We start from the raw sequence: 26,983 nt of genomic DNA, 5'->3' as shown, positions 1-26,983 counted from the left end.
AAAATAGCCAGTGAAAGCGTTTCAGAATATGGTTCAAGAGAGGAAGAGGTGAACGGAATGGGTACTAAAACAAAAAAGACCCTATTTAATGTTGATGAGCAAATGAAAGCTATCGCAGCTCAATTTGAAACATTACAAATTTTAAATGAAAACGGTGAAGTTGTGAATGAAGCAGCTATGCCTGAATTATCTGATGATCAATTAAAAGAATTAATGCGTCGTATGGTGTATACTCGCGTATTAGATCAACGTTCTATTTCTTTAAACCGTCAAGGACGTTTAGGTTTCTACGCACCTACAGCTGGACAAGAAGCTTCTCAATTAGCAAGTCATTTCGCACTTGAAGCAGAAGACTTCATCTTACCAGGATACCGTGATGTACCACAATTAGTATGGCACGGATTACCATTATACCAAGCATTCTTATTCTCTCGTGGACACTTCATGGGTAACCAAATGCCTGAGAATGTAAATGCATTAGCTCCACAAATCATTATCGGTGCGCAAATCATCCAAACTGCTGGTGTTGCGTTAGGTATGAAACTACGTGGTAAAAAATCTGTTGCAATTACTTACACTGGTGACGGTGGTGCTTCACAAGGTGACTTCTACGAAGGTATGAACTTTGCAGGTGCATTCAAAGCTCCAGCAATCTTCGTTGTTCAAAACAACCGTTATGCAATCTCTACTCCAGTAGAAAAGCAATCTGCAGCTAAAACTGTAGCACAAAAAGCAGTAGCAGCAGGTATTTACGGAATTCAAGTAGACGGTATGGATCCATTAGCTGTATACGCAGCAACTGCTTTCGCTCGTGAGCGCGCAGTAAATGGCGAAGGCCCTACTTTAATCGAGACTTTAACATTCCGTTACGGTCCACATACAATGGCTGGTGATGACCCAACTCGTTACCGTACAAAAGATATCGAAAACGAATGGGAACAAAAAGACCCAATCGTACGCTTCCGTAAGTTCTTAGAAGCTAAAGGCCTATGGTCTCAAGAAGTTGAAGAGACAGTAATCGAAGAAGCAAAAGAAGATATCAAACAAGCAATTGCTAAGGCTGACCAAGCTCCAAAACAAAAAGTAACTGATTTAATGGAAATCATGTACGAAAAAATGCCTTACAACTTAGCTGAACAATATGAAATCTACAAAGAAAAGGAGTCGAAGTAAGCCATGGCTCAAATGACAATGATTCAAGCAATCACTGATGCTTTACGCGTTGAAATGAAAAATGACCCTAACGTACTTGTATTTGGTGAAGACGTTGGTGTAAACGGCGGTGTATTCCGTGCTACTGAAGGTTTACAAGCTGAATTTGGTGAAGATCGTGTAATGGATACTCCACTTGCAGAGTCTGGTATTGGTGGACTTGCAGTTGGTCTTGCACTTGAAGGATTCCGTCCAGTTCCAGAAATCCAATTCTTCGGTTTCGTTTATGAAGTAATGGATTCAATTTCTGGTCAATTAGCTCGTATGCGTTACCGTTCTGGTGGACGTTGGACTGCTCCAGTAACAGTTCGTTCTCCATTCGGTGGTGGTGTTCATACTCCTGAACTTCATGCTGATAGCTTAGAAGGATTAGTGGCTCAACAACCTGGTCTAAAAGTTGTTATTCCATCTACTCCATACGATGCTAAAGGTCTTTTAATCTCTGCGATTCGTGACAACGATCCAGTTATCTACTTAGAGCATATGAAATTGTACCGTTCATTCCGTCAAGAGGTACCAGAAGGTGATTACACAATTGATTTAGGTAAAGCTGATATCAAACGTGAAGGTACAGATGTATCTGTTATCGCTTACGGTGCTATGGTTCACGCTGCATTAAAAGCTGCTGAAGAACTTGAAAAAGAAGGTATCTCTTTAGAGGTTGTTGACTTACGTACAGTTCAACCATTAGATATCGAAACAATCATCGCTTCTGTTGAAAAAACAGGTCGCGTAGTTGTAGTTCAAGAAGCTCAAAAACAAGCTGGTATTGCAGCTAACGTTGTAGCGGAAATTAACGACCGTGCAATCTTAAACTTAGAAGCTCCAGTTGTACGTGTTGCAGCTGCTGATACAGTATTCCCATTCTCTCAAGCAGAGAGCGTATGGTTACCAAACCACAAAGATATTGTTGAAGCTGTAAACAAAGTAATGAACTTCTAATTTTTAGCTTTTCATGTGCAAAAGAAATCAGCACATGCTGGTTTCTTTTGTACATATTCCATAATAATGAAATGAATCAGGGGGCTGAATTCCGTGGCATTTGAATTTAAACTACCAGATATCGGTGAAGGTATCCACGAAGGTGAAATCGTAAAATGGTTTATTAAACCAGGCGATGAAGTAAACGAAGACGATGTACTTCTTGAAGTACAAAATGATAAAGCAGTAGTAGAAATCCCTTCTCCTGTTAAAGGTAAAGTACTTGAAGTACTTGTAGAAGAAGGAACAGTTGCAATCGTAGGAGATACATTAATTAAATTTGATGCTCCTGGATACGAAAACCTTAAATTTAAAGGTGACGATCATGATGAAGCTCCAAAAGCTGAAGAAGCAGCAGTAGAAGCTCCAGCAGCGGAAGCTACTCCAGCAGCAACTGCAGAAGTAGTAAATGAGCGCGTAATCGCTATGCCATCTGTTCGTAAATACGCTCGTGAAAAAGGTGTAGACATTCATAAAGTAGCTGGTACTGGTAAGAATGGCCGTATCGTAAAAGCTGACATCGATGCATTTGCAAATGGTGGACAAACTGTAGCAGCAACTGAGGCTCCAGCAGCAGTAGAAGCTACTCCAGCAGCAGCGAAAGAAGAAGCACCAAAAGCACAACCAATCCCAGCTGGTGAATATCCAGAAACTCGTGAGAAAATGAGTGGTATCCGTAAAGCGATTGCGAAAGCAATGGTTAACTCTAAACACACAGCTCCTCACGTAACATTAATGGACGAAGTAGATGTAACAGAACTTGTTGCTCACCGTAAGAAGTTCAAAGCAGTAGCAGCTGACAAAGGTATTAAATTAACTTACCTTCCGTACGTTGTTAAAGCTTTAACATCTGCATTACGTGAATACCCAATGTTAAACACTTCTTTAGACGATGCATCTCAAGAAGTAGTTCATAAACATTACTTCAATATCGGTATCGCAGCTGATACAGACAAAGGTCTATTAGTACCAGTTGTTAAAGATACAGATCGTAAGTCTATCTTCACAATCTCTAACGAGATCAATGATCTTGCTGGTAAAGCACGTGAAGGTCGTCTAGCTCCAGCTGAAATGAAAGGTGCTTCTTGCACAATTACAAACATTGGTTCTGCAGGTGGACAATGGTTCACTCCAGTTATCAACCACCCAGAAGTAGCAATCCTTGGTATCGGCCGTATCGCTGAAAAACCAGTTGTGAAAAACGGTGAGATCGTTGCAGCTCCAGTATTAGCATTATCTCTAAGCTTTGACCATCGTTTAATTGACGGTGCAACTGCTCAAAAAGCGTTAAACCAAATTAAACGTCTATTGAATGACCCACAATTATTAGTAATGGAGGCGTAATAACAATGGTAGTAGGAGATTTCCCAATTGAATTAGATACAGTCGTTGTTGGTGCAGGTCCTGGTGGATACGTTGCGGCAATTCGTGCAGCACAATTAGGTCAAAAGGTAGCAATCATTGAAAAAGCTAACCTTGGTGGCGTATGCTTAAACGTTGGATGTATTCCTTCAAAAGCGTTAATCAATGCAGGTCATCGTTATGAGAATGCAATGCATTCTGATGACATGGGTATTACTGCAGAAAACGTAAAAGTTGACTTTACAAAAGTTCAAGAATGGAAAAACGGCGTAGTTAAGAAATTAACTGGCGGTGTTGAAGGCCTTCTTAAAGGTAACAAAGTTGAAATCATTCGCGGTGAAGCTTACTTCGTAGATGCTAATACATTACGCGTTATGACTGAAGATGCAGCTCAAACTTATACGTTTAAAAATGCTGTTCTTGCAACTGGTTCTACACCAATCGAAATTCCAGGATTCAAATACTCTAAACGTGTTATCAACTCTACAGGTGCTTTAAGCTTACCTGAAATTCCTAAAAAACTTGTTGTAATCGGCGGCGGTTACATCGGTATGGAATTAGGTACTGCATATGCTAACTTCGGTACAGAAGTTACTGTAGTAGAAGCTGGCGACGAAATCTTAGCTGGTTTCGAAAAAGCTATGAGCTCTGTTGTTAAACGTGCTCTACAGAAAAAAGGTAACGTAAATATCCATACAAAAGCTATGGCTAAAGGCGTTGAAGAAACAGAAACTGGCGTAAAAGTTAGCTTTGAAGTTAAAGGTGAAATCCAAACTGTAGAAGCAGATTACGTATTAGTAACTGTAGGTCGTCGTCCAAACACTCAAGAAATCGGTCTTGAGCAAGTTGGAGTTAAAATGACTGACCGCGGCATCATCGAAATCGATGAACAATGTCGTACAAATGTACCAAACATCTATGCAATCGGTGATATCGTTCCTGGACCACCATTAGCTCACAAAGCTTCTTACGAAGGTAAAGTAGCTGTAGAAGCAATTAGTGGCCATGCATCAGCTATCGATTACATCGGAATTCCTGCAGTATGCTTCACTGATCCAGAATTAGCATCTGTTGGTTACACTAAAAAACAAGCTGAAGAAGCTGGAATGACTGTAACTGTATCTAAGTTCCCATTCGCTGCTAACGGTCGTGCATTATCATTAAACAGCACTGACGGTTTCTTACAACTTGTAACACGTAAAGAAGATGGTCTTCTTGTAGGTGCTCAAGTTGCAGGTGCAGGTGCTTCTGATATTATCTCTGAGATTGGTTTAGCTATCGAAGCTGGAATGACAGCTGAAGATATCGCTCAAACAATCCATGCTCACCCAACATTAGGTGAAATCACAATGGAAGCAGCTGAAGTTGCTCTTGGAATGCCAATTCACATTGTAAAATAATTTAAGTAATGTAAATAGCCCTTCTCTTATTGTAAGAGAGGGGCTATTTTTATTTTCATCAAATGACTTGCAAGGTCTTTAAACGTACTTGTCGAATGAATATATAATACTTTAACAAATGATTCCGGTTTAACTTACTTCAAAGGTAATATATATCATCCTATAATATGTAATTGATTCAAACGTAACCCCATATATTAATAAAATAGAGCATGTCAAAGGAGAAGGTTCCATGAAAATATTACATGTTATATTTTATCATTTACTACTATGGAGTGGCTTTTCCACTGTATTAACATTATCGAATGGTGATAAGTTTCATTATAAAGTTATTCTTTTTTTCGTATTTCTATATTTAGCCTATGTAATAGCATATTTTGTATTGCACGTAAGAAAGCAAGCTTTATTTCTTACATGTTCGAATTGTATATTATTTTTAATCATATTATCTATTTTTTAAATTAGCGTTTATAAAAATACATTGTTCTTCCATTAAATAATTGTAACTCTCCTTCTAATTTCTTCGCTAAAAAACGGCAAAATTCATTTGCTTTCCCTTTGTCACCAAATGTTGCATTAGGTGGTAAAGAAACTTGGATGAAAGATTGTTCATTTTCTATACCAACACCAATATAAATTGAGTCATACCGGTCGTGATTGGATTGAAGTTTTAATGTTGTTGTAGATGTATCTAAAATTTCATAAGGAAAAGCGGTATTTGTATACGTGTAATTAATTTGGGCACCAGTTTTAGAAGTAACTGTTTTATAATAATGAAAAAGTTGTTTTATATCATCTATTGAAACTGATTGTTGGTTGGATTTCGGTACAAGCGTAATAAAGGCGTGTTGCATATAAGTTCCCCCTAACTTAGTAGAATACTATCATTCTACATCCTACTGAATTTTTTGACAATTAAAAGGAGTATTACATGTTTTGTTTAATATACTATTAATGAAACGTGATGCAGAAAGGTGGAAACCAATGTTTGAAAAATTGTATGATGAGCATGAAAGTGTGAAGGTACGATTTTTAGGGTTTATGACACATGATACACGTTATGATTTTGGTGTTATTTATACAAATATGTTTTTTGGGAAGCCGCTCATTGTTTGTATGCAAACAGGAAGGTCTACTTTACTCGGACGAGATGATGTAGAGAATGTTCAATATATACAGGAGATTTTTAAATTAGGATCAGAAGAGGAAGCAAAGGAGTTAGCTCAGTTTTTCAAATTTCTAGTTCCGTCAACTTCTTTACATGCGGAATATGAAGAATAATTAATGTGAAACAGTCGTACTTATAAATATGGCTGTTTTTTTATTTGAATATCGCATACTAATTTAAATTGAAAATATTTAATGTGTTATACTAAAAACCTATTGACGTAAAAAGTATAACATATTAAAATAAAGACAGAAAGTTAAGCGGTTACAAAAAGTTTTTGGGATTATAAACTTAGGGGGAAATGAAAAATGGGAACAATCGTATGTCAAGATTGTGAAGGTACAATTGCACACTTCGAAGATGAGAAAGTAACGGTACTTTACGGGAAATGTGGATCTTGCGGATGTGATCACACAGAGCATACAAAAGCCCAATAATTGATAGGAAATGGACAGCTAAAAGTTTTTAGGACCATAAACTTAGGGGGAAATGAAAAATGGGAACAATCGTATGCCAAGTATGTGAAGGAACAATCGGACATTTTGAAGATGAGAAAACGACGGTACTTTACGGAAAATGCGGAACAAATTGTGACTGTGCTAGAAAAGATAATGCGAAAGCTTAATGATAAATAAATAGATTACTATTGAAACTCAGGGGGAAATGAAAATGGGAACAATCGTATGCCAAGTATGTGAAGGAACAATTGGACATTTTGAAGATGAAAAATCAACAGTACTATACGGGAAATGTGGATCTCATTGCGAATGTGACCATAAAGAACATACAAAAGCTTAATAATAAGAAAAAGCGCCTACATGTGTAGGCGCTTTTTTAATAAATTGTAGTTGTATGACCAACTGTTGCAACAATTGCATCATCCCTAATCGGAATAAAGCTTATGGAGGTCTGTGGTGTACTAGAAGAAGCGTATTGGCTCATTATACGACTATCGATACGGGTAATAGTATCGGTCAAGAAAGCTGAAATAAAAGCGTAAGGGACTCGTCGTTCATTTAATGAATAAATAATTTCTTCTTTTGTTTTTACACCTACGCCATGCCCGTAAAAAAAGAAATTTCCTAAATAGATTGTATTTTCTCCTTGCCATTCAATCGTAGCTGGATTTACTTGTGGGTTTTTAAAGTAAACGAGGTCACCTGGAACAAGATCGCCACCGTTTTTTGTTATGAGCCTTAGATCTTGGTCGTAGTCCCATGTATAAAGTAAAAGGTTTGCAAATAGACGATTGAAAGTTTCTTCCTCATACAATGATAGTAAAGCTTTATAAAAAATAATGATCATAGCGGTTGCGCATTCAGTTCCATATAGTTTTCCGTTTTTGAAAATATCCTGTATGGCAATAGAAGGTGGTATGTTTGGAAGAAGCTCGAATCCTCCAAGAGACGTTTTTTTCCAATACTGGGGGTTGCAAAAGGATTGTTGAAATGTACGAAACTGAAATCCACTTTGAAAAAGCTCTAGTGCAGAGATAATAATATTAACTCGTAAATTGAGATCAAAGCTGAGTTCATCAGCTGTTCGGAAGGAATAAACTTCTTGATTTCCTGCCATTATTGATAAAATTTGTTGTTTCTCTGCTGCAAAGGGCTCGTATTCATTTGTAATATAAGGATGTACAATAGAACGGCCTATTACAATCATAATAGTATCCCCACCTATACGTTACATTCTTAAGTATCGTATGAAGAAAAGGAAAAAAGGTGAAAAAAAAGCCTATCAACTGATAGGCTTGTACTCTTTAATAACACGTAATGTTTGTAATGTCATATCTTCAGGACCTTGTACAGGTAAACCTGCTTCTAAGTTTTTACGAATATACTCTAAGTTTTCTTGTGTAATAATTTCCCCCGGAGTAAAGATTGGAATCCCTGGCGGATAAACCATAACAAAATCAGCTATAATACGACCCGCTGCATTTTCAAATGGAATGACTTCTGTTTCCGAATAAAAAGCATCTCGAGGAGAAAGTGCTAGCACTGGAATTTCTGGAATCTCTACTTGTACTTGAACACCTTTATCTGCCCTATTTCTAAATGTTGCTGCTAAATCTTGTAATGCTGCAATAAGTGTATTTGTATCACTTTCTGTATCTCCCAAAGTGATAAGACATAGTATGTTGTATAGATCTGAGAGTTCTACTTCAATGTTATATTGCTCTCTAAGCCATACTTCAGCTTGGTGGCCGGTAATGCCTAAATCTTTTACAGATACAATTATCTTTGTAGGATCATAGTTAAAGGTAGCATCTGTACCTAACATTTCTTTTCCAGGACAGTAAAGATGCTCAATAGAATTTATAGCATCACGAACATGCTCAGCTAATTGTATTGTTTGTTCTATGAGTGCTGTTCCTTCTGTAGCAAGACGTTTTCTCGCAACATCAAGGGATGCTAACAAGATGTAAGAAGTTGATGTAGTTGTAAGCATGCTAATAATAGATTGGACATGCTTTACATTCACTAAGCCTTCTTTCACATTAAGAATAGAACTTTGAGTTAAAGAGCCTCCTAATTTGTGAACACTTGTTGCTGCCATATCCGCACCAGCTTGCATCGCTGACATAGGTAATTCATCGTGAAAATGAATATGAACACCATGAGCTTCGTCGACTAGTACAGGGATGTCATAAGAATGTGCTAATTGTACAATCTGTTCTAAGTCTGCAGCAAACCCAAAGTACGTTGGGTTAATAACAAGTAAGCCCTTTGCATCTGAGTGCTCTTCAAGTGCTTTTTTGACAGATTGAATTGTGATTCCATGAGAAATACCGAGCTTCGGATCGATTTCAGGATGCATGAAAATCGGTTTTGCACCTGAGAAAATAATAGCTGACATTACTGATTTATGCACGTTTCGTGGTACTAGGATTTTGTCACCAGGACCGCAAACGCTCATCACCATTGTCATAATAGCGCCACTTGTACCTTGAATAGAAAAGAAAGTATGATCTGCACCGAATGCGGCTGCTGCTAAATCTTGTGCTTCTTTAATCATACCTTTTGGATGATGTAAATCATCGAGTGGCGCAATATTAATTAAATCAATTGCTAATGCATTATGCCCAATAAATTCGCGAAATGTAGGATCCATGCCCTGTCCTTTTTTATGACCAGGAATATGGAATTGAATTGGATTTCGCTTACTGTGCTCAACTAAAGCGGTAAACAATGGTGTTTCGTATTGGGACAATCTATACACCCCTTCTTCTTCATAATATTTAGTGTAATTTGTTTTATATAATCCTGCTCTAAAAAAGTGTAGCCCTTTTTAGAATAAGGCTTGTTTTTCTGCCATTCAAAAAATCGTTTTTGAGATGGTAGCTTCACTTTATTTTCTATAAAACAAAAGCATTATATCACCAATAATTATAGATGTATAGAAAAAAATCTTTTTAAGGTGAGTATGTTTAATAGTTAGCCTCAACTAATGAATAGAGGAAGACAATTCCATTAAAATGAATAAATAGTGTATAATGCAGAGTGGCTATAATGAAGAATAAAATATTCTCTTTAAGATAGCATAATGAAACAAGAAGAAATGATAAATGAGGTGCAAAATGGAATATCAATATCCGTTAGATTATGATTGGTCAAATGAGGAAATGGTTACAATGGTGAAGTTTTATGAAGCGATTGAGAAAGCTTATGAAAAAGGAATTATAAGAGAAGAGTTAATGGGTTTATATCGTCGTTTTAAAGAGATTGTTCCATCGAAAGCAGAAGAAAAGAAAATTGATAAAGAATTTCAAGAAGTAAGTGGATACTCTATATATCGTGCTATTCAAAGGGCAAAAGAAGTCGAAGAACAAAAGCTTGTAAAAATGTAAAAAATATTTTGAAAAATAAAAACTGAAGTGATATAATGTGATAACAACTAAAAACGGACAATATAAATTGTCCGTTTTCTACTATCGATTACAAAGTGCATATAAAGGAAGGAGTGATTGCATCGTAGATTCAATCTTAGCAAGGAATTGTTCGTTGGTCATTGCTGAAAACTCCTCTGGTGATATATGAATACCAACTAATAATTCTGCTTTTTTTACAGTAGCTAATCGTTCAATCATCTTTTGTAAGTCTTCGGTTTCAAGTGTTTTATGTAATTTCACACTTGGTTTAGTATGGTCAATGGACCAAACGAAGTCATTTGGAATATTTGTTTTTAAATCATTTAAATGTTCTAAGAAGGCATGAGCCGTCTCAACTTTTTGTGGACACTCATAGATTAAACCAAAGTATATGAAGGCATGAGTACCCCATAAGCCGATTTGGAAATGCGGTAGCATTTTATATCCTCGTTTATTTGTTGAAAAAGCAACCCAAGTATCGTTTGGTGGATTGACTTTGCGGCGTGCGTGTTTTGCAACATGATAAAAAAAGTTCTCATCAGTTTGTTTGGATAAGTATTCTGCAAATTGTTCCCCTAAAGCTTCTAGCTTAGGATGAATGTTCGTTTTAATTGCACTCATTCGTTCTTCGAGACCATCAACTGTAAAGACATCAAAATCAGTTGACTTGAATGTTTGTATTGTCATGATTGTTCCTCCAACTCCTATTTTGCTTTTATTTTAGCATAGCTTGTACTATTCATAAAAAAAACAGCACAAAAAAATTTAAATAAAAAAATATAATTTTGTTGCATAGATGATTTATCCAACATAGTATAGTATAAAACAAAAAATCAGAAAATTGAATTAATTCTAGTCCGAGGGCAGACGAATATTGGGAGGAGGCAAATAATATGAGACAGGTGATTAATGCGTTAAAGAGAACAGATGCTGAAAAGAGAATACCGGTGCTACGTTTGGAGCTAGATTATGAATTAGCAACTTTATATGATGCGATGATGGAAGATGATAACCAGAAAAAAGAAGAGTGTGTACAAAAGTTAGAAGTATTAAGACTTGAAATGATTCGTTTAGAAGCGTAATAATAGTATATGTATAAAAAATTAGTTGGTGCGAACCTTATAAAGGGTTCGTTTTTTCTGTGAACAGTATAGATCGGAGTGTTTAAACATGCAAGAAGTATGGAAAGACATCGATGCACACGCCAAACGGTGGATTCGGGATGCAGGAGAGCATTTAATGGCATCAATGAAAAAAGCACTTATTATAGAAACAAAATCAAATGCAGCTGACTTAGTTACAAATATGGACCGAGAGATAGAACAGTTTTTAATTGGGAAAATTAAAGAAACATTCCCGAATCATAATATTTTAGGAGAAGAGGGTTATGGAGACGAGATAACGTCTTCTGACGGGGTTGTTTGGTTAATTGATCCAATTGACGGCACGATGAACTTTGTTCATCAAAAAAGAAATTTTGCGATTTCAATTGGGATTTATGAGAACGGTATCGGAAAGATTGGACTTATATATGATCCAGTGCATGATGAGCTATATCATGCAGTCAAGGGATCTGGAGCTTTTTGTAATGATATATCAATTCCTCCATTGGAAAAAGGAACTGTAGAGCAAGGTATTGTAGCTTTAAATGCGATATGGCTTACAGATAATCCATTGCTTAATATGGAAAGTATGATGGCACTTGTTAAGAAAGCAAGGGGCACAAGGTCATATGGCTGTGCAGCATTAGAGATGGTATACGTTGCAACAGGAAGAATAGATGCATATGTAACGCCGAGATTATCACCATGGGATTTTGGCGGAGGGCAGATAATTGTAGAAGAAGTTGGAGGTAAGGTGACGACATTCTCTGGAGCGCCACTTTCTATCATAGAGAAGAGCAGTGTGTTAGTTGCAAAACCAGGAGTGTATGAAGAAGTGTTATCGTTTATATGAGAGCAACAAAAAAAGTAAGAGGCTGTGTATAAGCTTCTTACTTTTTAGCGTTATTGTGATTTGCGCATTTTTCTTTTTGTTACAAAACCGTATCCAACTGTAACAAATGTGCCGATAATGCAAATAATAATACCGATTGGACTATTTTCAGCAATCATAATGCCGATACCGATTAAGAAAATAACACCGATAATTGCAGTTAATAAAAAGCGATATTGAATGTGTTCCATTTCTTCACCCTCCAATCTCATTTTACTTTCACAAAAGTAAGAATACAACTATATTTTCATTCTTGCTTTTATTTTAATTGCTATTGTATCCCCTTCGCTCTTATAATAGAGAAGGATTAAAAAGACATTAGGAGTTGGACATGTTGAAAAAACGACAAGATTTACGTAATATAGCAATTATTGCCCACGTTGACCATGGTAAAACAACACTTGTTGACCAGTTATTACGTCAAGCGGGGACTTTCCGTGCGAACGAACACGTTGAAGAACGCGCAATGGATTCAAATGATCTAGAAAGAGAACGCGGTATTACAATTTTAGCGAAAAATACAGCGATTCACTATGAAGATAAAAGAATTAACATTTTAGATACACCTGGTCACGCTGACTTCGGTGGAGAAGTAGAACGTATCATGAAAATGGTTGATGGTGTTTTACTTGTTGTTGATGCATATGAAGGTTGTATGCCACAAACACGATTTGTTTTAAAGAAAGCTCTTGAGCAAAACTTAACTCCAATCGTAGTTGTAAACAAAATTGACCGTGACTTCGCTCGTCCAGATGAAGTAGTTGATGAAGTAATCGACTTATTCATTGAGCTTGGTGCAAACGAAGATCAATTAGAGTTCCCAGTTGTATTTGCATCAGCAATGAACGGAACAGCAAGCTTAGATTCAAATCCAGCAAATCAAGAAGAGAATATGAAATCATTATTCGATACAATTATCGAACATATTCCAGCACCAATTGATAACAGCGAAGAGCCACTTCAATTCCAAGTAGCACTTCTTGATTACAACGACTACGTTGGACGTATTGGAGTTGGTCGCGTATTCCGCGGTACAATGAAGGTTGGACAACAAGTTGCTTTAATGAAAGTAGACGGAAGCGTGAAGCAATTCCGCGTAACGAAATTATTCGGTTACATGGGATTAAAACGTCAAGAAATTGAAGAAGCAAAAGCAGGGGACTTAGTAGCCGTTTCTGGTATGGAAGACATTAACGTAGGTGAAACAGTATGTCCAGTTGAACATCAAGATGCGTTACCATTATTACGTATTGATGAGCCAACACTACAAATGACGTTCCTTGTAAATAACAGCCCATTTGCAGGTCGTGAAGGTAAATACATTACATCTCGTAAAATTGAAGAGCGTCTTCGTTCACAATTAGAAACAGATGTAAGTTTACGTGTAGATAATACAGATTCTCCTGATGCGTGGATCGTATCTGGACGTGGGGAACTACATTTATCTATCTTAATTGAAAACATGCGTCGTGAAGGTTATGAATTACAAGTATCTAAGCCAGAAGTAATCATTAAAGAAGTTGATGGCGTAAGATGTGAGCCTGTAGAGCGCGTACAAATCGATGTACCTGAAGAATACACTGGTTCTATTATGGAATCTATGGGTGCACGTAAAGGTGAAATGTTAGATATGGTGAATAACGGAAACGGTCAAGTTCGCCTTACTTTCATGGTTCCAGCACGTGGTTTAATTGGTTACACAACAGAATTCTTAACATTAACTCGTGGTTACGGTATTTTAAACCATACATTCGATTGCTACCAACCAGTACACGCTGGACAAGTTGGTGGACGTCGCCAAGGTGTTCTAGTTTCACTTGAAACAGGAAAAGCATCACAATACGGTATTATGCAAGTTGAAGACCGTGGTGTAATCTTCGTTGAACCAGGTACAGAAGTATATGCTGGTATGATTGTCGGAGAACACACTCGTGAGAACGACTTAACAGTTAACGTTGTGAAAATGAAACAACAAACTAACATTCGTTCTGCGACGAAAGATCAAACTTCAACAATGAAGAAACCACGCTTAATGACTTTAGAAGAGTCATTAGAGTACTTAAACGATGACGAGTTCTGTGAAGTAACTCCAGAATCAATTCGTTTACGTAAAAAGATTCTTGATAAGAGCGAACGTGAAAGAGCTGCTAAGAAAAAGAAATCTGTTGAAGCGTAAAAATAAAAAAACAACGCCCTTTATAAAGGGCGTTGTTTTTTTTATTTTGTTTATTTTTTTAGAATATTTACTCTTTTTTGTGGACAGTATTTTTTTTGCGAGTTACTCTTGTATTAAGTGTATAAAGAAAATTGCATTTTACTGCTAGGGGGGAAGAGTGTGTTAGAAAGGATGTCTTTTTTTGCAAAATTGTGTAAGGTAGATGAAAATCCAGAGTTAGGAATGTGGTTACTTTATGGGACGATTATTATATTAAGTGCTCTCGTTTATAATTTAGGGTTTGCTAGAAAGTTGTCTGTACTAAAAAATATTGTGATATACATATCATTAGCAATTGGATGCACAGTATTAACCTTTTTTGCTGTGTTTTTACCTGTTGGAGAAGGACTTGTTGTAGCGGCAATTGTACTTGGAATTTATAGACTGCGTTTGCGTCAAGCGAAACAACAAAAAGCAGGATAAGAAAGGGGAGTTTTCATGCGTTCAGTACAAGATGCACTATATAATTGGTTAACAATTAAAACAGTTGCGGAAGCACGTCCAGATGATAATGCTGCAAAAGAAACATATTTGTTATTTCAAAATATGGTATATGAAGAACATAAATTAAGAAATGTGGAAGTCGAAAAGAACGAGGAAATGTATTTAATTACATATGAAATAAATGGAGAACGGAAATCTGCAAGGTTTCCGTTAGAAGCCATTGATTGTTTTTTGGATCAGATGAATCGTGAACCAGAAAAATATAAATAAGTCCTTATCTATATGAGTAAGGACTTATTTACATTTTACCAATCATCTTCGATTTTTTTATCACGATATAATCGGAAATTACCACTTGCATGACGTTCCATTGTACGCTCTGCAATTCGTTCCGAACATTCCATGCACATATATGTATGAATAGGGCGATTACGCAGTTTTTTTGCCATAGGATTTTCATCATCTAACATATCTTTTTTATCACAAATCATACATTTGACTCTCATTTCGTCACCTCAATACGAATTCTATCAGTATAAGTATATCATGGAAGTATAATGTTTTTGAATAATAGTGGGAAAAAATAATATTTTCGCAATTCAAAAAATAAGTTATGATAAGGATATACCAAGTATATTTGGAGGTGAAAATATGGCGAATGTAGTAGAGCCTACCTTAACAGAGGATTTAGTACAAACGTTGCGTAAAGAGTGTATTGTTATGATAGCAACGACAGATTTCGAAAAACAAGTTCCTAACGTAAGTGCTATTTCTTGGGTGTATGCAGTGAGTGAAACTAGTATTCGATTTGCAGTAGATCAACGTTCACGTATTGTGGAAAATATACGTCATAATACAGGTGTGGTATTGACTATAATGGCGAATGAATCCGTATTTTCTATAAGTGGTGCAGGTGAAATTTTGACAGATAGAATGGAAGGTATTTCTCTAAAATTAACTGTAATAGAAGTAAAGGTGCAAGAAGTGCGTGATGTTATGTTTTATGGAGCGAAACTTGCAATTGAACCAACATATGAAAAAACATATGATCTTCGGGCAGCGAAAAAGCTGGATAACGAAGTGTTAGTAGGGATAAGAGAATTATAAAGATGCTAAATAAGAAATTCGTTTATTCACTTTTGTAGTCGGTTATTGTGATTTAACGTTAATAATTATAATAAAAAGTAATATATTGAATAGAAATGAATAAAGAATAAATAAAAGGTTTAATGACTATGATTTTCGATTCTACCTCGTTTACACGGTACATATAATTATAACAATGGTTCGTCCATATTTTATGGATGAAACCCTTGTTCTACAAATTTAAAAGTGGAGTCAGGGGGTAACAGGTTGGATAAAATTTATGTGTTAGATACGAATGTACTTTTGCAGGATCCTTTATCTATTTTTTCATTTGAAACCAATGAAGTAGTGATTCCAGCAGTTGTATTAGAAGAGGTTGATTCGAAAAAACGTTATATGGATGAAGTAGGAAGAAACGCTCGTTATGTATCTAAGTTAATAGATAAATTTCGTGAAATAGGAAAGCTGCATGAAAGTATCCCGCTAGAAAACGGCGGAACATTTCGTATTGAATTGAACCATCGTTCATTTGTGCAACTACAAGATATTTTTGTAGAAAAAACAAATGATAATCGAATTTTAGCTGTAGCAAAAAATCTATCTTTAGAAGAACAGGAAAAAGAGGACGGGAAGTCTGTTATTTTAGTAAGTAAAGATGTACTCGTAAGGGTAAAAGCTGATGCAATTGGTTTGAAGGCTGAAGATTATTTAAGTGATCGCGTAATTGAAGTAGAAAATATATATTCTGGTTTTTTAGAAGGATATATATCAAAAGAACAATTGGATTATTTTTATGAGAAAGGTGAATTGCCTCTATCTGAAATTGCGAATCATCCTTTTTACCCAAATCAATTTGTAGTAATGAAAGATGCATTAGGGGGCTCTAGTTCTGCGCTTGGCATTGTGGATCACTTAGGGAAGAAGGTAAAGAAACTTATTTTTCACAATGAACAAGTGTGGGGGATACGACCACGAAACGTGCAGCAAATTATGGGATTAGAATTGTTGCTTCGTGAAGATATTCCGCTTGTAACGTTAACGGGGAAAGCCGGCACAGGAAAAACGTTACTTGCGTTAGCTTCGGGACTTATGCAAACAGAAGACTTAGGGTTATATAAAAAATTACTTGTGGCAAGACCAATTGTTCCAGTCGGAAAAGATATCGGTTATTTACCAGGAGAAAAAGAAGAAAAATTAAGACCATGGATGCAGCCAATTTTTGATAACCTAGAGTATTTATTTAATACGAAAAAGCCAGGAGAGTTAGATGCTATTTTAGCTGGAATGGGTTCGATTGAAGTAGAAGCCCTTACTTATATACGCGGGAGAAGTATTCCAGATCAGTTCATTATCATTGACGAAGCACAAAATTTAACAAAGCATGAAGTGAAGACGATATTAACTAGGGTAGGGGAAAAGAGTAAGATTGTATTGATGGGAGATCCTCAGCAAATTGATCACCCATATTTAGATGAATATAATAATGGCTTAACGTATGTTGTAGAGAAGTTTAAAGAACAGCGTATTAGTGGTCATGTGAAGTTTGTTAAAGGGGAGCGATCTAATTTAGCTCAACTAGCAGCAGATTTATTGTAAAAAGGAGTGAGCTTAAGCTCACTCCTTTTCTTTAAATAATTGTAAATTTACGGATGTTACGGATTGGATTTTGTTGATTAGATCCATCATTGAAATAGAGATGAACAGGCCCGTCTTCTTTTAATGGTTTTCCTTCTTTTGAAAAGCCTAGTATAGCATTTTTGACAGTTTCTAATGGAAGTGTCATTGTATGATCTACCGTTTCAATTTCAACTTGCGTAGCGTCCTCTAAAATTTCAGCGTTAGCAAGGAATGGATGAAATGGTATACCAAATGTTCCAGTAATCAGCTGTTCTTTTTTATATTTCTTTACACTTTGTTGTATCGGTGGGAAGGCAGCACCATCACGAATTTCACGATCCCAATGTTCTGAAGTGTTTTTTAAATAAGTTTCTAGTTCAGACGTGTTTTCTCTAGTTTCATCAAAGTAAGTTGTCAAATCTACTTTTCGATCATCAAAGATCCAAACAGTTGGATCAATAGTGATTGGAAAACGTACTTTTCCGTTAATAAATAAAATTTCGCTCATTGTTGTTCCCCCATTTGTGTTATACTCCCACTTTTCAGTATAATAGCATTAGACACTGTTGTCACAAAAAATGTTTCTATTGCAATTTATTAAAACTATCGCTAATATTAATAGATAGGATAGAGGAGAGTAGGACGGAAACGGAGGGAATCAATTTGGCGTCTGAGACAGTAGCAAATCATCAGGAAAAGGCACTAGCCCTTCTACAAGCGGATGCAGAGAAGATTTTAAGACTTATTAAGGTGCAAATGGACCATCTTACAATGCCGCAATGTCCATTATATGAAGAAGTGTTAGACACACAAATGTTTGGACTATCCCGCGAGGTCGATTTTGCAGTTCGCCTTGGTCTTATTGCAGAAGAACAAGGGAAAGCAATGTTAGGTGAGCTCGAACGTGAGTTGTCTGCACTTCATGAAGCATTTACAAACAAACAACAATAACGGGTTCAAATAAGGGGGCTCAAACTAAATTAGTTTGAGCTTTTTATTTGTATAATAAAGCAGGAAGAATCAATATACATATGGAATACAACAATAATTAAATTGAAACAGAAAGAGGAAATGAAATGAAAAAAGTATGGAAATCAATGGATTATTCATTGTTACTTCCTCTTGTTATCTTATGTGTGCTGGGAGTAATAATGGTATATAGTTCTAGTTCCATTGTTGCGATTTCGCGATTTGATAAACCAGCAAATTTCTTTTTTAAAAGACAATTAATTACTTTAGCTGCTGGAACAGTGTTATTAATAATTCTTGCTATTATCCCATATAAAGTGTGGAGAAAACGAATCTTTTTATTGGGGAGTTATGGAATTAGTGTTGCATTATTAGCAGCAGCTGCCTTTTTCACTAAGAAAGTAAACGGTGCAAACGGGTGGATATTTGGAATACAGCCTGCAGAATTTGTTAAGATAACAGTTATTCTCGTCTTAGCTCATTTCTTTGCCAAAAGACAAGAAACGAATACACCTGTTTCCAAAGGGTCAGGTCCAGTACTTATTGGTGTTGGTATAATCATGTTTTTAATATTAAAGCAAAATGATTTAGGTACTGATTTGTTAATTGCAGGAACAGTAGGAATTATGTTCCTTTGTTCGGGAGTACAGGTTAACTTATGGATTAAACGAATTGCTTTAACTTCTATAGTATGGATTCCGGCAATATATCTTCTTGGCAATTATGCATTAAATCCATATCAAAAGGCACGTTTTTCTGTTTTCCTTGATCCGTTTAATGATCCTCAAAAGGATGGATTCCAATTGGTGAATTCATTTATTGGAATTGCTTCTGGAGGGCTTAATGGTAGGGGATTAGGAAATAGTGTGCAAAAGTATGGTTATTTACCAGAACCACAAACGGATTTTATTATGGCAATTATATCGGAAGAACTTGGTTTTATAGGCGTAGCAATCATTTTGATTTGTTTATTGCTTATAATTATTCGATCATTTAGAGTCGCACAAAAGTGTACAGATCCATTTGGAAGTTTAATAGCTATCGGAATTGCAAGCTTGTTTGGAGTTCAAACGTTTATTAATGTTGGTGGTATGTCTGGAGTAATACCACTTACCGGAGTACCATTACCGTTTGTCAGTTACGGTGGTAGTTCTTTATTAGCTAATCTACTTGCGATGGGGATACTACTCAATATTGCTAGTCACGTGAAACGACAAGAGAAACAACAGAATGGATTAATGAAAGAAAAAGAACAAAATGGACCACATCTTGTAGTTGTAAAATAAAAACACATTGTGCTTTAGAGCATGATGTGTTTTTATTTTTAAGTAGTTTTAAATATGATGTACTAATTTCTCTTTCAGTTAAAAGATATATCACATTAAGTTAAATGTGATATACAATTAAGTTGTTAGAAAAGGAAGAGGTATGCTATACTATTTTTGTGAAACAAATTGCACAGAAAACTTATCATTTGTTAAAAAATAAGGTATGATGGATAAAAATAAAGTGAAGCTTTCTAAGTATAATATAATGTGGAAAGTGAAGAACTTCACGCTTTTTAAGGTGTGTATATATTTTATCTCTAGAGTGGTAGGAAAGTAGAGGGGGAAAATCATGACAAAGCTGCAACGTATTCAAAAAGTATTGGTAGCTAACCGTGGAGAGATTGCAATTCGTGTGTTTCGAGCTTGTTCGGAACTTGGATTAAAAACAGTTGCAATCTATTCTAAAGAGGATAGTGGTTCTTATCATCGCTATAAAGCCGATGAGTCCTATTTAGTTGGGGAAGGAAAAAAACCAATTGATGCTTATCTAGATATTGAAGGCATTATTGAGATTGCAAAAAGTAATCATGTAGATGCAATCCACCCTGGATATGGTTTCTTGTCAGAAAATATTCAATTCGCTAAACGTTGTGAAGAAGAAGGAATTATCTTTATCGGTCCGAAAAGTAAGCATTTAGATATGTTTGGAGATAAAGTGAAAGCAAGAACACAAGCGCAGCTAGCACAAATTCCAGTTATACCTGGTAGTGATGGTCCAGTAAATTCATTAGAAGAAGTCGAAAAATTTGCTGAAAAGTATGATTACCCGATTATTATTAAAGCATCCCTTGGGGGTGGCGGTCGTGGTATGCGTATTGTGCGTACTAGTGAGGAATTAGGAGAATCATATAATCGAGCGAAATCAGAAGCGAAAGCAGCCTTTGGTAATGATGAAGTTTACGTCGAAAAATTCGTTGAAAAACCTAAACATATAGAAGTACAAATTTTAGCAGATGAAGAAGGCAATGTTGTTCATTTATACGAGCGTGACTGTTCTGTACAACGTCGTCATCAAAAAGTTGTAGAAATTGCACCGAGTGTATCACTTTCAGATGATCTGCGTCAGCGTATTTGTGATGCTGCTGTGAAGTTAACGAAAAATGTAAATTATTTAAATGCAGGAACAGTAGAATTCCTTGTAAAAGATGATGAGTTTTACTTTATTGAAGTAAATCCACGTGTTCAAGTAGAACATACGATTACAGAAATGATTACGGGAGTAGATATTGTTCAATCACAAATTTTAATAGCTGATGGACATTCATTACATAGCAAAATGGTAGGTGTTCCGAAGCAAGAGGAAGTAGTTGTACATGGATTTGCAATTCAATCTCGTGTAACAACTGAAGATCCGCTAAATAATTTTATGCCGGATACAGGAAAAATTATGGCGTATCGATCAGGCGGTGGTTTTGGTGTACGTCTTGATACAGGAAATAGCTTCCAAGGTGCAGTTATTACACCGTACTACGATTCTTTACTTGTAAAAGTTACAACTTGGGCACTTACTTTTGAGCAAGCTGCTGCAAAAATGGAACGTAACTTAAAAGAATTCCGTATTCGTGGTATTAAAACAAATATTCCATTCCTAGAGAATGTAGTAAAACATAAAAACTTCTTATCAGGAGAATATGATACTTCATTTATCGATGCGTCACCTGAATTGTTCTTGTTCCCGAAACGTAAAGACCGTGGAACGAAAATGTTAAATTACATTGGTACAGTAACAGTAAATGGTTTCCCAGGAGTAGGTAAAAAAGAAAAACCAATATTCCCAGATGCTCGTATTCCATGTTTAAAACATTCAGAGCCAATCCAAAATGGAACGAAACAAATTTTGGACGAGCGTGGAGCGGACGGATTAGTAAAATGGGTACAGGATCAAAAACGTGTACTTTTAACGGATACAACATTCCGTGATGCACACCAGTCATTACTTGCAACTCGTATTCGTACAAAAGATTTACATCAAATTGCGGAGCCAACAGCGAGAATGTTACCGAACCTATTCTCAGCGGAAATGTGGGGCGGTGCAACGTTTGACGTTGCGTATCGTTTCTTAAAAGAAGATCCATGGGAACGATTACTAGATCTTCGTGAAAAAATGCCGAACGTTTTATTCCAAATGTTACTTCGTTCTTCAAACGCAGTTGGATACAAAAACTATCCAGATAATTTAATTCAAAAATTTGTGGAATGTTCTGCTCAAGCAGGCATTGATGTATTCCGTATTTTTGATAGCTTAAACTGGGTGGAAGGCATGAGAGTTGCAATTGACGCTGTACGAGACACTGGTAAAATTGCAGAAGCAACAATGTGCTACACAGGGGATATCCATGATCCACTGCGTAGTAAATATGATTTAAATTACTATAAAAATTTAGCAAAAGAGTTAGAAGCATCAGGAGCTCACATTTTAGGTATTAAAGATATGGCGGGCTTATTAAAACCAAATGCAGCATATGATTTAGTTTCTGCATTAAAAGAGACAGTGTCGATTCCAATTCATCTGCACACGCACGATACGAGTGGAAATGGTATATTAACGTATACGAAGGCAATTGAAGCGGGTGTTGATATCGTCGATGTAGCAGTGAGTTCTATGGCTGGTCAAACGTCACAACCAAGTGCGAACACGCTATACTATGCATTAGGTGGAAACGAAAGACAACCAGATGTTAATATAGATTCTTTAGAAAAACTATCTCATTATTGGGAAGATGTACGCAAATACTATGCACCGTTTGAAAGTGGTATGAATGCGCCTCATACAGAGGTATATATGCATGAAATGCCGGGTGGGCAGTATAGTAATCTTCAGCAACAAGCGAAGGCGGTTGGTTTAGGAGATCGCTTCGATGAAGTGAAAGTAATGTACCGCCGTGTGAATGACATGTTTGGAGATATTGTAAAAGTAACGCCATCATCAAAAGTTGTTGGTGATATGGCATTATTTATGGTTCAAAACCATCTGACAGAACAAGATGTTTTAGAGCGTGGACATGCTATGGACTTCCCAGGATCTGTTGTTGAAATGTTCTCTGGTGATTTAGGTCAACCGTACGGTGGTTTCCCGAAAGAATTACAAAAGATTATTTTAAAAGGGAAAGAGCCATTAACAGTAAGACCAGGTGAATTACTAGAGCCAGTAGATTTCGAAGCGTTAAAAGAAGAATTATTCCATAAACTTGGACGCGAAGTAACGATTTTTGATGTAGTTGCATATGCTTTATATCCAAAAGTATTTATGGATTATGAAAAAGTTGCTGAGCTTTATGGAAATGTATCTGTACTTGATACACCGACGTTCTTCTATGGTATGAGACTAGGTGAAGAAATTGATGTAGAAATTGAACAGGGTAAAACATTGATGGTTAAACTAGTATCAATTGGAGAACCTCAGCCGGATGGAAATCGTGTCCTTTACTTGGAATTTAACGGTCAACCACGTGAAATTATCGTGAAAGACGAGAGTGTAAAAGCAACAGTTGCACAACGTGTGAAAGGAAACCGTGAGAATCCAAATCATATTAGTGCAACGATGCCAGGAACGGTAATTAAAGTAGTTGTAAAAGAAGGCGATGAAGTGAAAAAAGGCGATTCTATGGCAATTACAGAAGCGATGAAAATGGAAACGACAGTTCAAGCGCCGTTCAATGGTAAAGTGAAGAAAGTATATGTTAACGATGGTGATGCGATTCAAACGGGTGATTTACTTATTGAATTAGATCACTAAAATAAAAAAAGAGCTGTGTAAAATACAGCTCTTTTTTTATTGCAAAAAATCCCTTGCCGAATTGGCAAGGGATTTTAGTTTTAAATTATTTTGTTTGTTTAGAAGTTAATTCGGCTTCTTTTGCATTCACTTTACTTCTTGTTCCTAACATAACTAAATAGCATAGTACGGCAAACAAGCAAGAAATGAATAGAGAATGTAACAATGCCATTGCTAAACTAGCGTTTGTAAATACAACTAAAACTCCTACTACAGCTTGAAGTGTAACAAGGATAAATGAAATGATCCATCCCCAATATACGACAGGTTGCTGTTTGTAATGGCGAATAGCGAGAATCATCGCGTATAGTATCCAAGCGAAAATTAACATCGCTGCAACTCTATGGCCCATTTGAACCCATTCATGTAGTTGAGTTGGCATAGGTCTGTTTTTGCTACATAAAGGAAAGTCTGGACAGGCTAAGCTAGCTCGTTCGTGACGTACTAAAGCACCTGTGTAGACGACGATATAACTGTAAATTGTTACACCATAAATATGAAATTTCATTTTTTTGTCCATAATAAGTGAACGTGCATCAAATTTTTGGTCAATTTCAAAGATAAGACACGTTAATAAAATGACAGAAGCAAATGAAATTAAGGAAATACCGAAGTGGATAGCAAGTACAGCTGGCATTTGGCCCCAAACAACTGCTGCTGCTCCCATTAATGCTTGTGCAACTAAAAATACGAAGGATAAAATTGCTAACGTTTTTGTTTCACGCACATGTTTATAATATTTCCAGGACAAAATACAAAGGAGAGTGACAAGAATTCCAGCTGATCCGGATGTTAATCGGTGGCTAAGTTCAATAATAGTTTCCATTGATAAATTAGATGGAACAAATTCACCGTTACAAAGTGGCCATGATTTACCACAACCTTGACCAGAACCTGTTTTTGTAACTAAAGCGCCTCCTAATAAAACTATTAATAAATCAAGGCTTGTAATGACTGCTAACCATTTAATAAAGCGTTGCAATCTCTTTCACCATCTTTCTGCTATGAAGTTATTGCGAAATATTTTCATTCCATTATGTATAGAATAAAACGCGCTAGTTCCTATGATATATAAAAAATAATAAAATAGCAAAGAAATGGAGGGGGAAGGAAAGGGGGAGAAAATAGGTGTAAAAACAGGGTTCATAAGGAAAATTTTAGGTGAAAAATAGGCTATTTTGAAAAGAAATGGGGAGAATACGTGTTAAATAAGACAAAATAGTTTATTATAGAAGGTAACATCATGTTATGATAAGGACAAGTCAGAATGAAGTTTTTTATATTCGACACAAAAAGTTCATGTTTTCTTCACAAAATGTTCGGGAAATATGATTTAATATATTGGAGTATGGGCGTAGATTAGTAGTAGAATGGGTTAACAATGTTTCTACTGTAATAATATTGCTATATAGAAGCGAATTATTTCATTTGAAATATGCGCAAAAAGAAAGATGAAAGTTTTAAGAGGGGGTTAGAGTGATGAACCATGCAACAAGTGAGCTGCATGATGAGTCCGCTGTTACAAGTGTACCGGAAACAACTCGGTTACAAGATTTAAAAGCACTCGTTAAAATGGGGATTGTAAACTCAAATACACTTACTGTATTTACAGGATTTTGGTTGGCATTACACTTTAATGGATTAAGTGTAATGGACAATCTGGATAAGTTATTCTTTACAATCGTTGGTTCTGGATTAGTTATGGCAGGGGTATGTTGTTTAAACAACTACATTGATCGAGACATCGATCCATTAATGGAAAGAACAAAGACCCGTCCAACGGTTACTGGAAAGTATAAACCAGGATTTGCACTTACATTTGGACTAGTCATATTACTTCTTGGTTTTGTATTTTTATTATTAACAACACCAATGGCAGTCTTAATGGGATTTATTGGTGCTTTCACATATGTTGTTCTATATAGTTTATGGACAAAGAGAAAGTATACACTAAATACTGTTGTAGGTAGTATATCTGGTGCAGTTCCTCCTTTAATTGGATGGGCAGCAATCGATCCATCTTTAGGCCATCCAATTGCTTGGATGTTATTTTTAATTATGTTTATTTGGCAAATCCCACATTTCCTTGCATTAGCAATGAAACGTGTTGATGAATATCGAAATGCAGGAATTCCAATGCTTCCTGTAGTTCATGGATTTGAAATTACGAAACGCCAAATTATGATTTGGACAGTATGTTTATTACCACTACCATTTTATATGAGTGGACTAGGGATAACATTTATGGTAATTGCAACACTGCTTAACATCGGATGGATCGTTTTAGGATTTTATGGCTTCCGTAAGAAAGATGACATCAAATGGTCCGTGCAAATGTTTGTTTATTCCCTAAATTATTTAACAATCTTATTTGTATCAATGATTGTAGTTACATTCTTCTAAGACAACGACATAATTGGATTTCTTTACGTTGAGATTTACTTTACTTAACTATAAAGTACAATCTAATTCACAAGGAAAGTGGGGGTTGTTTGTATGAAGAAACAGTGGCGACTGCTTTCGTTCGTTTCACTGCTGGCTTTACTGTTAGGGGGATGCGGTAAAGCCTTTCAATCTACTTTAATTCCGCAAGGAGAAGTAGCAAAAATGCAATATGATTTACTTCTACTGGCGAGTGCAATCATGGTAGGAGTAGTACTAGTAGTTACTATTATTTTCTTATATGTAATTGTGCGTTTCCGACAAAAGAAAGGTCAGGAAGATTATATTCCAGAGCAAGTTGAAGGGAATCACAAGCTAGAAATTATATGGACAGTTATTCCGATTATTCTTTTACTAATCTTAGCTGTTCCAACAGTTACATATACATTCAAACTTGCTGATGTAAGTGCGATGGAGAAAAAGAATATTGATAAAGATACTATCGTTGTTGATGTAACAGCGAATCTTTATTGGTGGGAATTTTCTTATAAATCAGAAAAGATAGTAACTTCGCAAGATTTGGTCATCCCCACAGGTAAGAAAGTGTATTTAAATTTGAAGGGTGCCGATATTAAACACTCATTTTGGGTTCCATCTTTAGCAGGGAAAATGGATACAAATACAGACAATGTGAACAAAATGTGGTTAAAGGCAGATAAATCGGGCACTTATAATGGTTTTTGTACAGAATTTTGCGGCCCATCACATTCTTTAATGCAATTTAAAGTGAAAGCTTTAGATGAAAGCGAGTACAAAAAATGGCTTGCTGATATGAAGAAGATTGATGGGAAGAAAGAAGTAGCTTCAACAAAGGCGCAAGAGGGCCAAGAAATATTTAATAAAAGCTGTATTGGTTGTCATGCAGTTGGATCTAATGATAGTAGACCACCTTCCGCTCGTATCGCACCAAACTTAGCAAACTTTGCGGATCGCGATATGGTTGCCGGTATTGCCGAAAACAATGAAGAAAACTTAAAAAAATGGCTGAAAGATCCTGAAAATATGAAGCCAGGAAACAAAATGACTGGCAAATATGGCAACTTAACGGATGATCAAATTGATGCATTAAATGCATACTTACAAACGTTAAAAGTTGAAAAGTAAAGAGGGATTATTCG

At 36.1% G+C, this 26,983-nt stretch carries 30 protein-coding genes; 22 read left to right on the top strand and 8 right to left on the bottom strand.

The annotated features are described in order from the left end of the window. Window positions 1-57 precede the first annotated feature (57 nt). From pdhA to ACTFR3_RS10920, 5 genes are all read left to right on the top strand, one after another. A complete protein-coding gene (pdhA, locus tag ACTFR3_RS10940) occupies window positions 58-1,173 on the top strand; it encodes a pyruvate dehydrogenase E1 component subunit alpha (RefSeq protein WP_000536895.1) in 1,116 nt (371 codons plus the stop codon). 3 nt (window positions 1,174-1,176) lie between these two features. Further along, entirely contained in the window at window positions 1,177-2,154 is a 978-nt protein-coding gene (pdhB, locus tag ACTFR3_RS10935) for a pyruvate dehydrogenase complex E1 component subunit beta (protein ID WP_000068168.1), read from the top strand. Between the two features lie 93 nt (window positions 2,155-2,247). Then, entirely contained in the window at window positions 2,248-3,537 is a 1,290-nt protein-coding gene (gene pdhC / locus ACTFR3_RS10930) for a pyruvate dehydrogenase complex dihydrolipoyllysine-residue acetyltransferase (protein ID WP_000863419.1), read from the top strand. Window positions 3,538-3,542: 5 nt separating this feature from the next. Beyond that, window positions 3,543-4,955: a dihydrolipoyl dehydrogenase gene (gene lpdA, locus ACTFR3_RS10925; RefSeq protein ID WP_000260104.1), complete on the top strand. Its 1,413-nt coding sequence runs from the start codon at window positions 3,543-3,545 to the stop codon at window positions 4,953-4,955. A 232-nt stretch (window positions 4,956-5,187) separates the two neighbouring features. Next, window positions 5,188-5,415 (top strand): hypothetical protein, encoded by a 228-nt coding sequence (locus tag ACTFR3_RS10920; protein WP_000697469.1) that lies wholly within the window; start codon window positions 5,188-5,190, stop codon window positions 5,413-5,415. A 1-nt stretch (window position 5,416) separates the two neighbouring features. Here ACTFR3_RS10920 and ACTFR3_RS10915 read toward each other — a convergent pair whose 3' ends face one another. Next, window positions 5,417-5,809, bottom strand: a complete 393-nt coding sequence (locus ACTFR3_RS10915) for a DUF1885 family protein (protein WP_001163299.1) — start codon at window positions 5,807-5,809, stop codon at window positions 5,417-5,419. Between the two features lie 130 nt (window positions 5,810-5,939). On the opposite strand from ACTFR3_RS10915, the gene ACTFR3_RS10910 reads away from it, so the two are divergent. The 4 genes from ACTFR3_RS10910 (at window position 5,940) to ACTFR3_RS10895 (ending at window position 6,921) form a co-directional block, all read left to right on the top strand. Further along, entirely contained in the window at window positions 5,940-6,236 is a 297-nt protein-coding gene (locus ACTFR3_RS10910; protein ID WP_000462038.1) for a DUF3055 domain-containing protein, read from the top strand. Between the two features lie 195 nt (window positions 6,237-6,431). Further along, window positions 6,432-6,560: a GapA-binding peptide SR1P gene (locus tag ACTFR3_RS10905; RefSeq protein ID WP_000536778.1), complete on the top strand. Its 129-nt coding sequence runs from the start codon at window positions 6,432-6,434 to the stop codon at window positions 6,558-6,560. A gap of 59 nt (window positions 6,561-6,619) precedes the next feature. Further along, window positions 6,620-6,748 carry a GapA-binding peptide SR1P gene (locus tag ACTFR3_RS10900; protein WP_000536803.1) on the top strand — a complete coding sequence of 43 codons (129 nt, stop codon included), beginning with the start codon at window positions 6,620-6,622 and terminating at the stop codon, window positions 6,746-6,748. A 44-nt stretch (window positions 6,749-6,792) separates the two neighbouring features. Next, on the top strand, window positions 6,793-6,921 hold the full coding sequence (locus ACTFR3_RS10895) for a GapA-binding peptide SR1P (RefSeq protein ID WP_000536796.1): 129 nt from the start codon (window positions 6,793-6,795) through the stop codon (window positions 6,919-6,921). Window positions 6,922-6,957: 36 nt separating this feature from the next. Here ACTFR3_RS10895 and ACTFR3_RS10890 read toward each other — a convergent pair whose 3' ends face one another. Further along, window positions 6,958-7,788, bottom strand: a complete 831-nt coding sequence (locus ACTFR3_RS10890) for a protein-glutamine gamma-glutamyltransferase (protein ID WP_048538884.1) — start codon at window positions 7,786-7,788, stop codon at window positions 6,958-6,960. A 75-nt stretch (window positions 7,789-7,863) separates the two neighbouring features. Beyond that, the gene (speA, locus tag ACTFR3_RS10885) at window positions 7,864-9,336 is read right to left on the bottom strand and encodes an arginine decarboxylase (protein ID WP_000084899.1); all 1,473 of its coding nucleotides are present in this window, start codon (window positions 9,334-9,336) and stop codon (window positions 7,864-7,866) included. Window positions 9,337-9,703: 367 nt separating this feature from the next. Between speA and ACTFR3_RS10880 the strand changes: the two genes are divergently transcribed. Next, complete coding sequence (locus ACTFR3_RS10880; protein ID WP_000456562.1) at window positions 9,704-9,973, top strand: UPF0223 family protein; 270 nt, start codon at window positions 9,704-9,706, stop codon at window positions 9,971-9,973. An 81-nt stretch (window positions 9,974-10,054) separates the two neighbouring features. Here the strand turns inward: ACTFR3_RS10880 and ACTFR3_RS10875 are convergent, their stop codons facing one another. Then, window positions 10,055-10,681 (bottom strand): YktB family protein, encoded by a 627-nt coding sequence (locus ACTFR3_RS10875; protein ID WP_000155317.1) that lies wholly within the window; start codon window positions 10,679-10,681, stop codon window positions 10,055-10,057. Window positions 10,682-10,887: 206 nt separating this feature from the next. Here ACTFR3_RS10875 and ACTFR3_RS10870 point away from each other — a divergent pair, with 206 nt between their 5' ends. Together ACTFR3_RS10870 and ACTFR3_RS10865 are read left to right on the top strand one after the other, a co-directional pair. After that, a complete protein-coding gene (locus ACTFR3_RS10870; RefSeq protein ID WP_001250165.1) occupies window positions 10,888-11,076 on the top strand; it encodes a hypothetical protein in 189 nt (62 codons plus the stop codon). A gap of 88 nt (window positions 11,077-11,164) precedes the next feature. Continuing rightward, complete coding sequence (locus ACTFR3_RS10865) at window positions 11,165-11,950, top strand: inositol monophosphatase family protein (RefSeq protein ID WP_001158701.1); 786 nt, start codon at window positions 11,165-11,167, stop codon at window positions 11,948-11,950. 50 nt (window positions 11,951-12,000) lie between these two features. Here ACTFR3_RS10865 and ACTFR3_RS10860 read toward each other — a convergent pair whose 3' ends face one another. Further along, window positions 12,001-12,180, bottom strand: coding sequence for a DUF5325 family protein (locus ACTFR3_RS10860; protein ID WP_000400127.1), 180 nt, complete (start codon window positions 12,178-12,180; stop codon window positions 12,001-12,003). Window positions 12,181-12,320: 140 nt separating this feature from the next. Here ACTFR3_RS10860 and typA point away from each other — a divergent pair, with 140 nt between their 5' ends. The 3 genes from typA to ACTFR3_RS10845 all read left to right on the top strand — a co-directional run bounded on the left by typA (window position 12,321) and on the right by ACTFR3_RS10845 (window position 14,918). Beyond that, window positions 12,321-14,165, top strand: a complete 1,845-nt coding sequence (gene typA, locus ACTFR3_RS10855) for a translational GTPase TypA (RefSeq protein ID WP_000914762.1) — start codon at window positions 12,321-12,323, stop codon at window positions 14,163-14,165. A 159-nt stretch (window positions 14,166-14,324) separates the two neighbouring features. Beyond that, window positions 14,325-14,627, top strand: coding sequence for a YlaH-like family protein (locus ACTFR3_RS10850; protein WP_000893662.1), 303 nt, complete (start codon window positions 14,325-14,327; stop codon window positions 14,625-14,627). A 15-nt stretch (window positions 14,628-14,642) separates the two neighbouring features. Next, window positions 14,643-14,918 (top strand): hypothetical protein, encoded by a 276-nt coding sequence (locus tag ACTFR3_RS10845; protein WP_440044414.1) that lies wholly within the window; start codon window positions 14,643-14,645, stop codon window positions 14,916-14,918. A 35-nt stretch (window positions 14,919-14,953) separates the two neighbouring features. Here ACTFR3_RS10845 and ACTFR3_RS10840 read toward each other — a convergent pair whose 3' ends face one another. Then, a complete protein-coding gene (locus tag ACTFR3_RS10840) occupies window positions 14,954-15,154 on the bottom strand; it encodes a YlaI family protein (protein WP_002082250.1) in 201 nt (66 codons plus the stop codon). A gap of 145 nt (window positions 15,155-15,299) precedes the next feature. Here ACTFR3_RS10840 and ACTFR3_RS10835 point away from each other — a divergent pair, with 145 nt between their 5' ends. Both ACTFR3_RS10835 and ACTFR3_RS10830 read left to right on the top strand, forming a co-directional pair. Beyond that, entirely contained in the window at window positions 15,300-15,755 is a 456-nt protein-coding gene (locus ACTFR3_RS10835; RefSeq protein ID WP_000024593.1) for a pyridoxamine 5'-phosphate oxidase family protein, read from the top strand. A gap of 246 nt (window positions 15,756-16,001) precedes the next feature. Beyond that, window positions 16,002-17,330, top strand: coding sequence for a PhoH family protein (locus tag ACTFR3_RS10830; RefSeq protein ID WP_000358083.1), 1,329 nt, complete (start codon window positions 16,002-16,004; stop codon window positions 17,328-17,330). Between the two features lie 31 nt (window positions 17,331-17,361). On the opposite strand, the gene ACTFR3_RS10825 is transcribed toward ACTFR3_RS10830, so the two are convergent. Continuing rightward, on the bottom strand, window positions 17,362-17,859 hold the full coding sequence (locus ACTFR3_RS10825; RefSeq protein WP_001289809.1) for a hypothetical protein: 498 nt from the start codon (window positions 17,857-17,859) through the stop codon (window positions 17,362-17,364). A 155-nt stretch (window positions 17,860-18,014) separates the two neighbouring features. Here ACTFR3_RS10825 and ACTFR3_RS10820 point away from each other — a divergent pair, with 155 nt between their 5' ends. From ACTFR3_RS10820 to pyc, 3 genes are all read left to right on the top strand, one after another. Beyond that, complete coding sequence (locus ACTFR3_RS10820) at window positions 18,015-18,302, top strand: YlaN family protein (protein ID WP_000135694.1); 288 nt, start codon at window positions 18,015-18,017, stop codon at window positions 18,300-18,302. 125 nt (window positions 18,303-18,427) lie between these two features. After that, the gene (locus tag ACTFR3_RS10815) at window positions 18,428-19,606 is read left to right on the top strand and encodes an FtsW/RodA/SpoVE family cell cycle protein (RefSeq protein ID WP_078403679.1); all 1,179 of its coding nucleotides are present in this window, start codon (window positions 18,428-18,430) and stop codon (window positions 19,604-19,606) included. 331 nt (window positions 19,607-19,937) lie between these two features. Next, the gene (gene pyc / locus ACTFR3_RS10810; RefSeq protein ID WP_000164087.1) at window positions 19,938-23,384 is read left to right on the top strand and encodes a pyruvate carboxylase; all 3,447 of its coding nucleotides are present in this window, start codon (window positions 19,938-19,940) and stop codon (window positions 23,382-23,384) included. 85 nt (window positions 23,385-23,469) lie between these two features. Here pyc and ctaA read toward each other — a convergent pair whose 3' ends face one another. Continuing rightward, window positions 23,470-24,405 (bottom strand): heme A synthase, encoded by a 936-nt coding sequence (gene ctaA, locus ACTFR3_RS10805; RefSeq protein WP_001188743.1) that lies wholly within the window; start codon window positions 24,403-24,405, stop codon window positions 23,470-23,472. 497 nt (window positions 24,406-24,902) lie between these two features. On the opposite strand from ctaA, the gene ctaB reads away from it, so the two are divergent. Both ctaB and coxB read left to right on the top strand, forming a co-directional pair. Next, complete coding sequence (gene ctaB, locus ACTFR3_RS10800; RefSeq protein WP_001015058.1) at window positions 24,903-25,826, top strand: protoheme IX farnesyltransferase; 924 nt, start codon at window positions 24,903-24,905, stop codon at window positions 25,824-25,826. A gap of 93 nt (window positions 25,827-25,919) precedes the next feature. Then, a complete protein-coding gene (coxB, locus tag ACTFR3_RS10795) occupies window positions 25,920-26,969 on the top strand; it encodes a cytochrome c oxidase subunit II (RefSeq protein WP_000745268.1) in 1,050 nt (349 codons plus the stop codon). Window positions 26,970-26,983: the final 14 nt, after the last annotated feature.

Source organism: Bacillus cereus group sp. MYBK14-1 (assembly GCF_051916885.1).
GTDB classification, from domain to species: Bacteria; Bacillota; Bacilli; order Bacillales; family Bacillaceae_G; genus Bacillus_A; species Bacillus_A cereus.
This window is presented reverse-complemented; position numbering and strand designations above follow the sequence as displayed.

What these genes read in the sequence shown, in the direction of transcription:
- pdhA (WP_000536895.1), top strand. Translation starts at nt 58, where the DNA reads ATGGGTACTAAAACAAAAAAGACCCTATTTAATGTTGATGAGCAAATG.
- pdhB (WP_000068168.1), top strand. Translation starts at nt 1,177, where the DNA reads ATGGCTCAAATGACAATGATTCAAGCAATCACTGATGCTTTACGCGTT.
- lpdA (WP_000260104.1), top strand. Translation starts at nt 3,543, where the DNA reads ATGGTAGTAGGAGATTTCCCAATTGAATTAGATACAGTCGTTGTTGGT.
- ACTFR3_RS10920 (WP_000697469.1), top strand. Translation starts at nt 5,188, where the DNA reads ATGAAAATATTACATGTTATATTTTATCATTTACTACTATGGAGTGGC.
- ACTFR3_RS10915 (WP_001163299.1), bottom strand. Translation starts at nt 5,809, where the DNA reads ATGCAACACGCCTTTATTACGCTTGTACCGAAATCCAACCAACAATCA.
- ACTFR3_RS10910 (WP_000462038.1), top strand. Translation starts at nt 5,940, where the DNA reads ATGTTTGAAAAATTGTATGATGAGCATGAAAGTGTGAAGGTACGATTT.
- ACTFR3_RS10905 (WP_000536778.1), top strand. Translation starts at nt 6,432, where the DNA reads ATGGGAACAATCGTATGTCAAGATTGTGAAGGTACAATTGCACACTTC.
- ACTFR3_RS10900 (WP_000536803.1), top strand. Translation starts at nt 6,620, where the DNA reads ATGGGAACAATCGTATGCCAAGTATGTGAAGGAACAATCGGACATTTT.
- ACTFR3_RS10895 (WP_000536796.1), top strand. Translation starts at nt 6,793, where the DNA reads ATGGGAACAATCGTATGCCAAGTATGTGAAGGAACAATTGGACATTTT.
- ACTFR3_RS10890 (WP_048538884.1), bottom strand. Translation starts at nt 7,788, where the DNA reads ATGATTGTAATAGGCCGTTCTATTGTACATCCTTATATTACAAATGAA.
- ACTFR3_RS10880 (WP_000456562.1), top strand. Translation starts at nt 9,704, where the DNA reads ATGGAATATCAATATCCGTTAGATTATGATTGGTCAAATGAGGAAATG.
- ACTFR3_RS10875 (WP_000155317.1), bottom strand. Translation starts at nt 10,681, where the DNA reads ATGACAATACAAACATTCAAGTCAACTGATTTTGATGTCTTTACAGTT.
- ACTFR3_RS10870 (WP_001250165.1), top strand. Translation starts at nt 10,888, where the DNA reads ATGAGACAGGTGATTAATGCGTTAAAGAGAACAGATGCTGAAAAGAGA.
- ACTFR3_RS10865 (WP_001158701.1), top strand. Translation starts at nt 11,165, where the DNA reads ATGCAAGAAGTATGGAAAGACATCGATGCACACGCCAAACGGTGGATT.
- ACTFR3_RS10860 (WP_000400127.1), bottom strand. Translation starts at nt 12,180, where the DNA reads ATGGAACACATTCAATATCGCTTTTTATTAACTGCAATTATCGGTGTT.
- typA (WP_000914762.1), top strand. Translation starts at nt 12,321, where the DNA reads ATGTTGAAAAAACGACAAGATTTACGTAATATAGCAATTATTGCCCAC.
- ACTFR3_RS10845 (WP_440044414.1), top strand. Translation starts at nt 14,643, where the DNA reads ATGCGTTCAGTACAAGATGCACTATATAATTGGTTAACAATTAAAACA.
- ACTFR3_RS10840 (WP_002082250.1), bottom strand. Translation starts at nt 15,154, where the DNA reads ATGAGAGTCAAATGTATGATTTGTGATAAAAAAGATATGTTAGATGAT.
- ACTFR3_RS10835 (WP_000024593.1), top strand. Translation starts at nt 15,300, where the DNA reads ATGGCGAATGTAGTAGAGCCTACCTTAACAGAGGATTTAGTACAAACG.
- ACTFR3_RS10825 (WP_001289809.1), bottom strand. Translation starts at nt 17,859, where the DNA reads ATGAGCGAAATTTTATTTATTAACGGAAAAGTACGTTTTCCAATCACT.
- ACTFR3_RS10815 (WP_078403679.1), top strand. Translation starts at nt 18,428, where the DNA reads ATGAAAAAAGTATGGAAATCAATGGATTATTCATTGTTACTTCCTCTT.
- pyc (WP_000164087.1), top strand. Translation starts at nt 19,938, where the DNA reads ATGACAAAGCTGCAACGTATTCAAAAAGTATTGGTAGCTAACCGTGGA.
- ctaB (WP_001015058.1), top strand. Translation starts at nt 24,903, where the DNA reads ATGAACCATGCAACAAGTGAGCTGCATGATGAGTCCGCTGTTACAAGT.
- coxB (WP_000745268.1), top strand. Translation starts at nt 25,920, where the DNA reads ATGAAGAAACAGTGGCGACTGCTTTCGTTCGTTTCACTGCTGGCTTTA.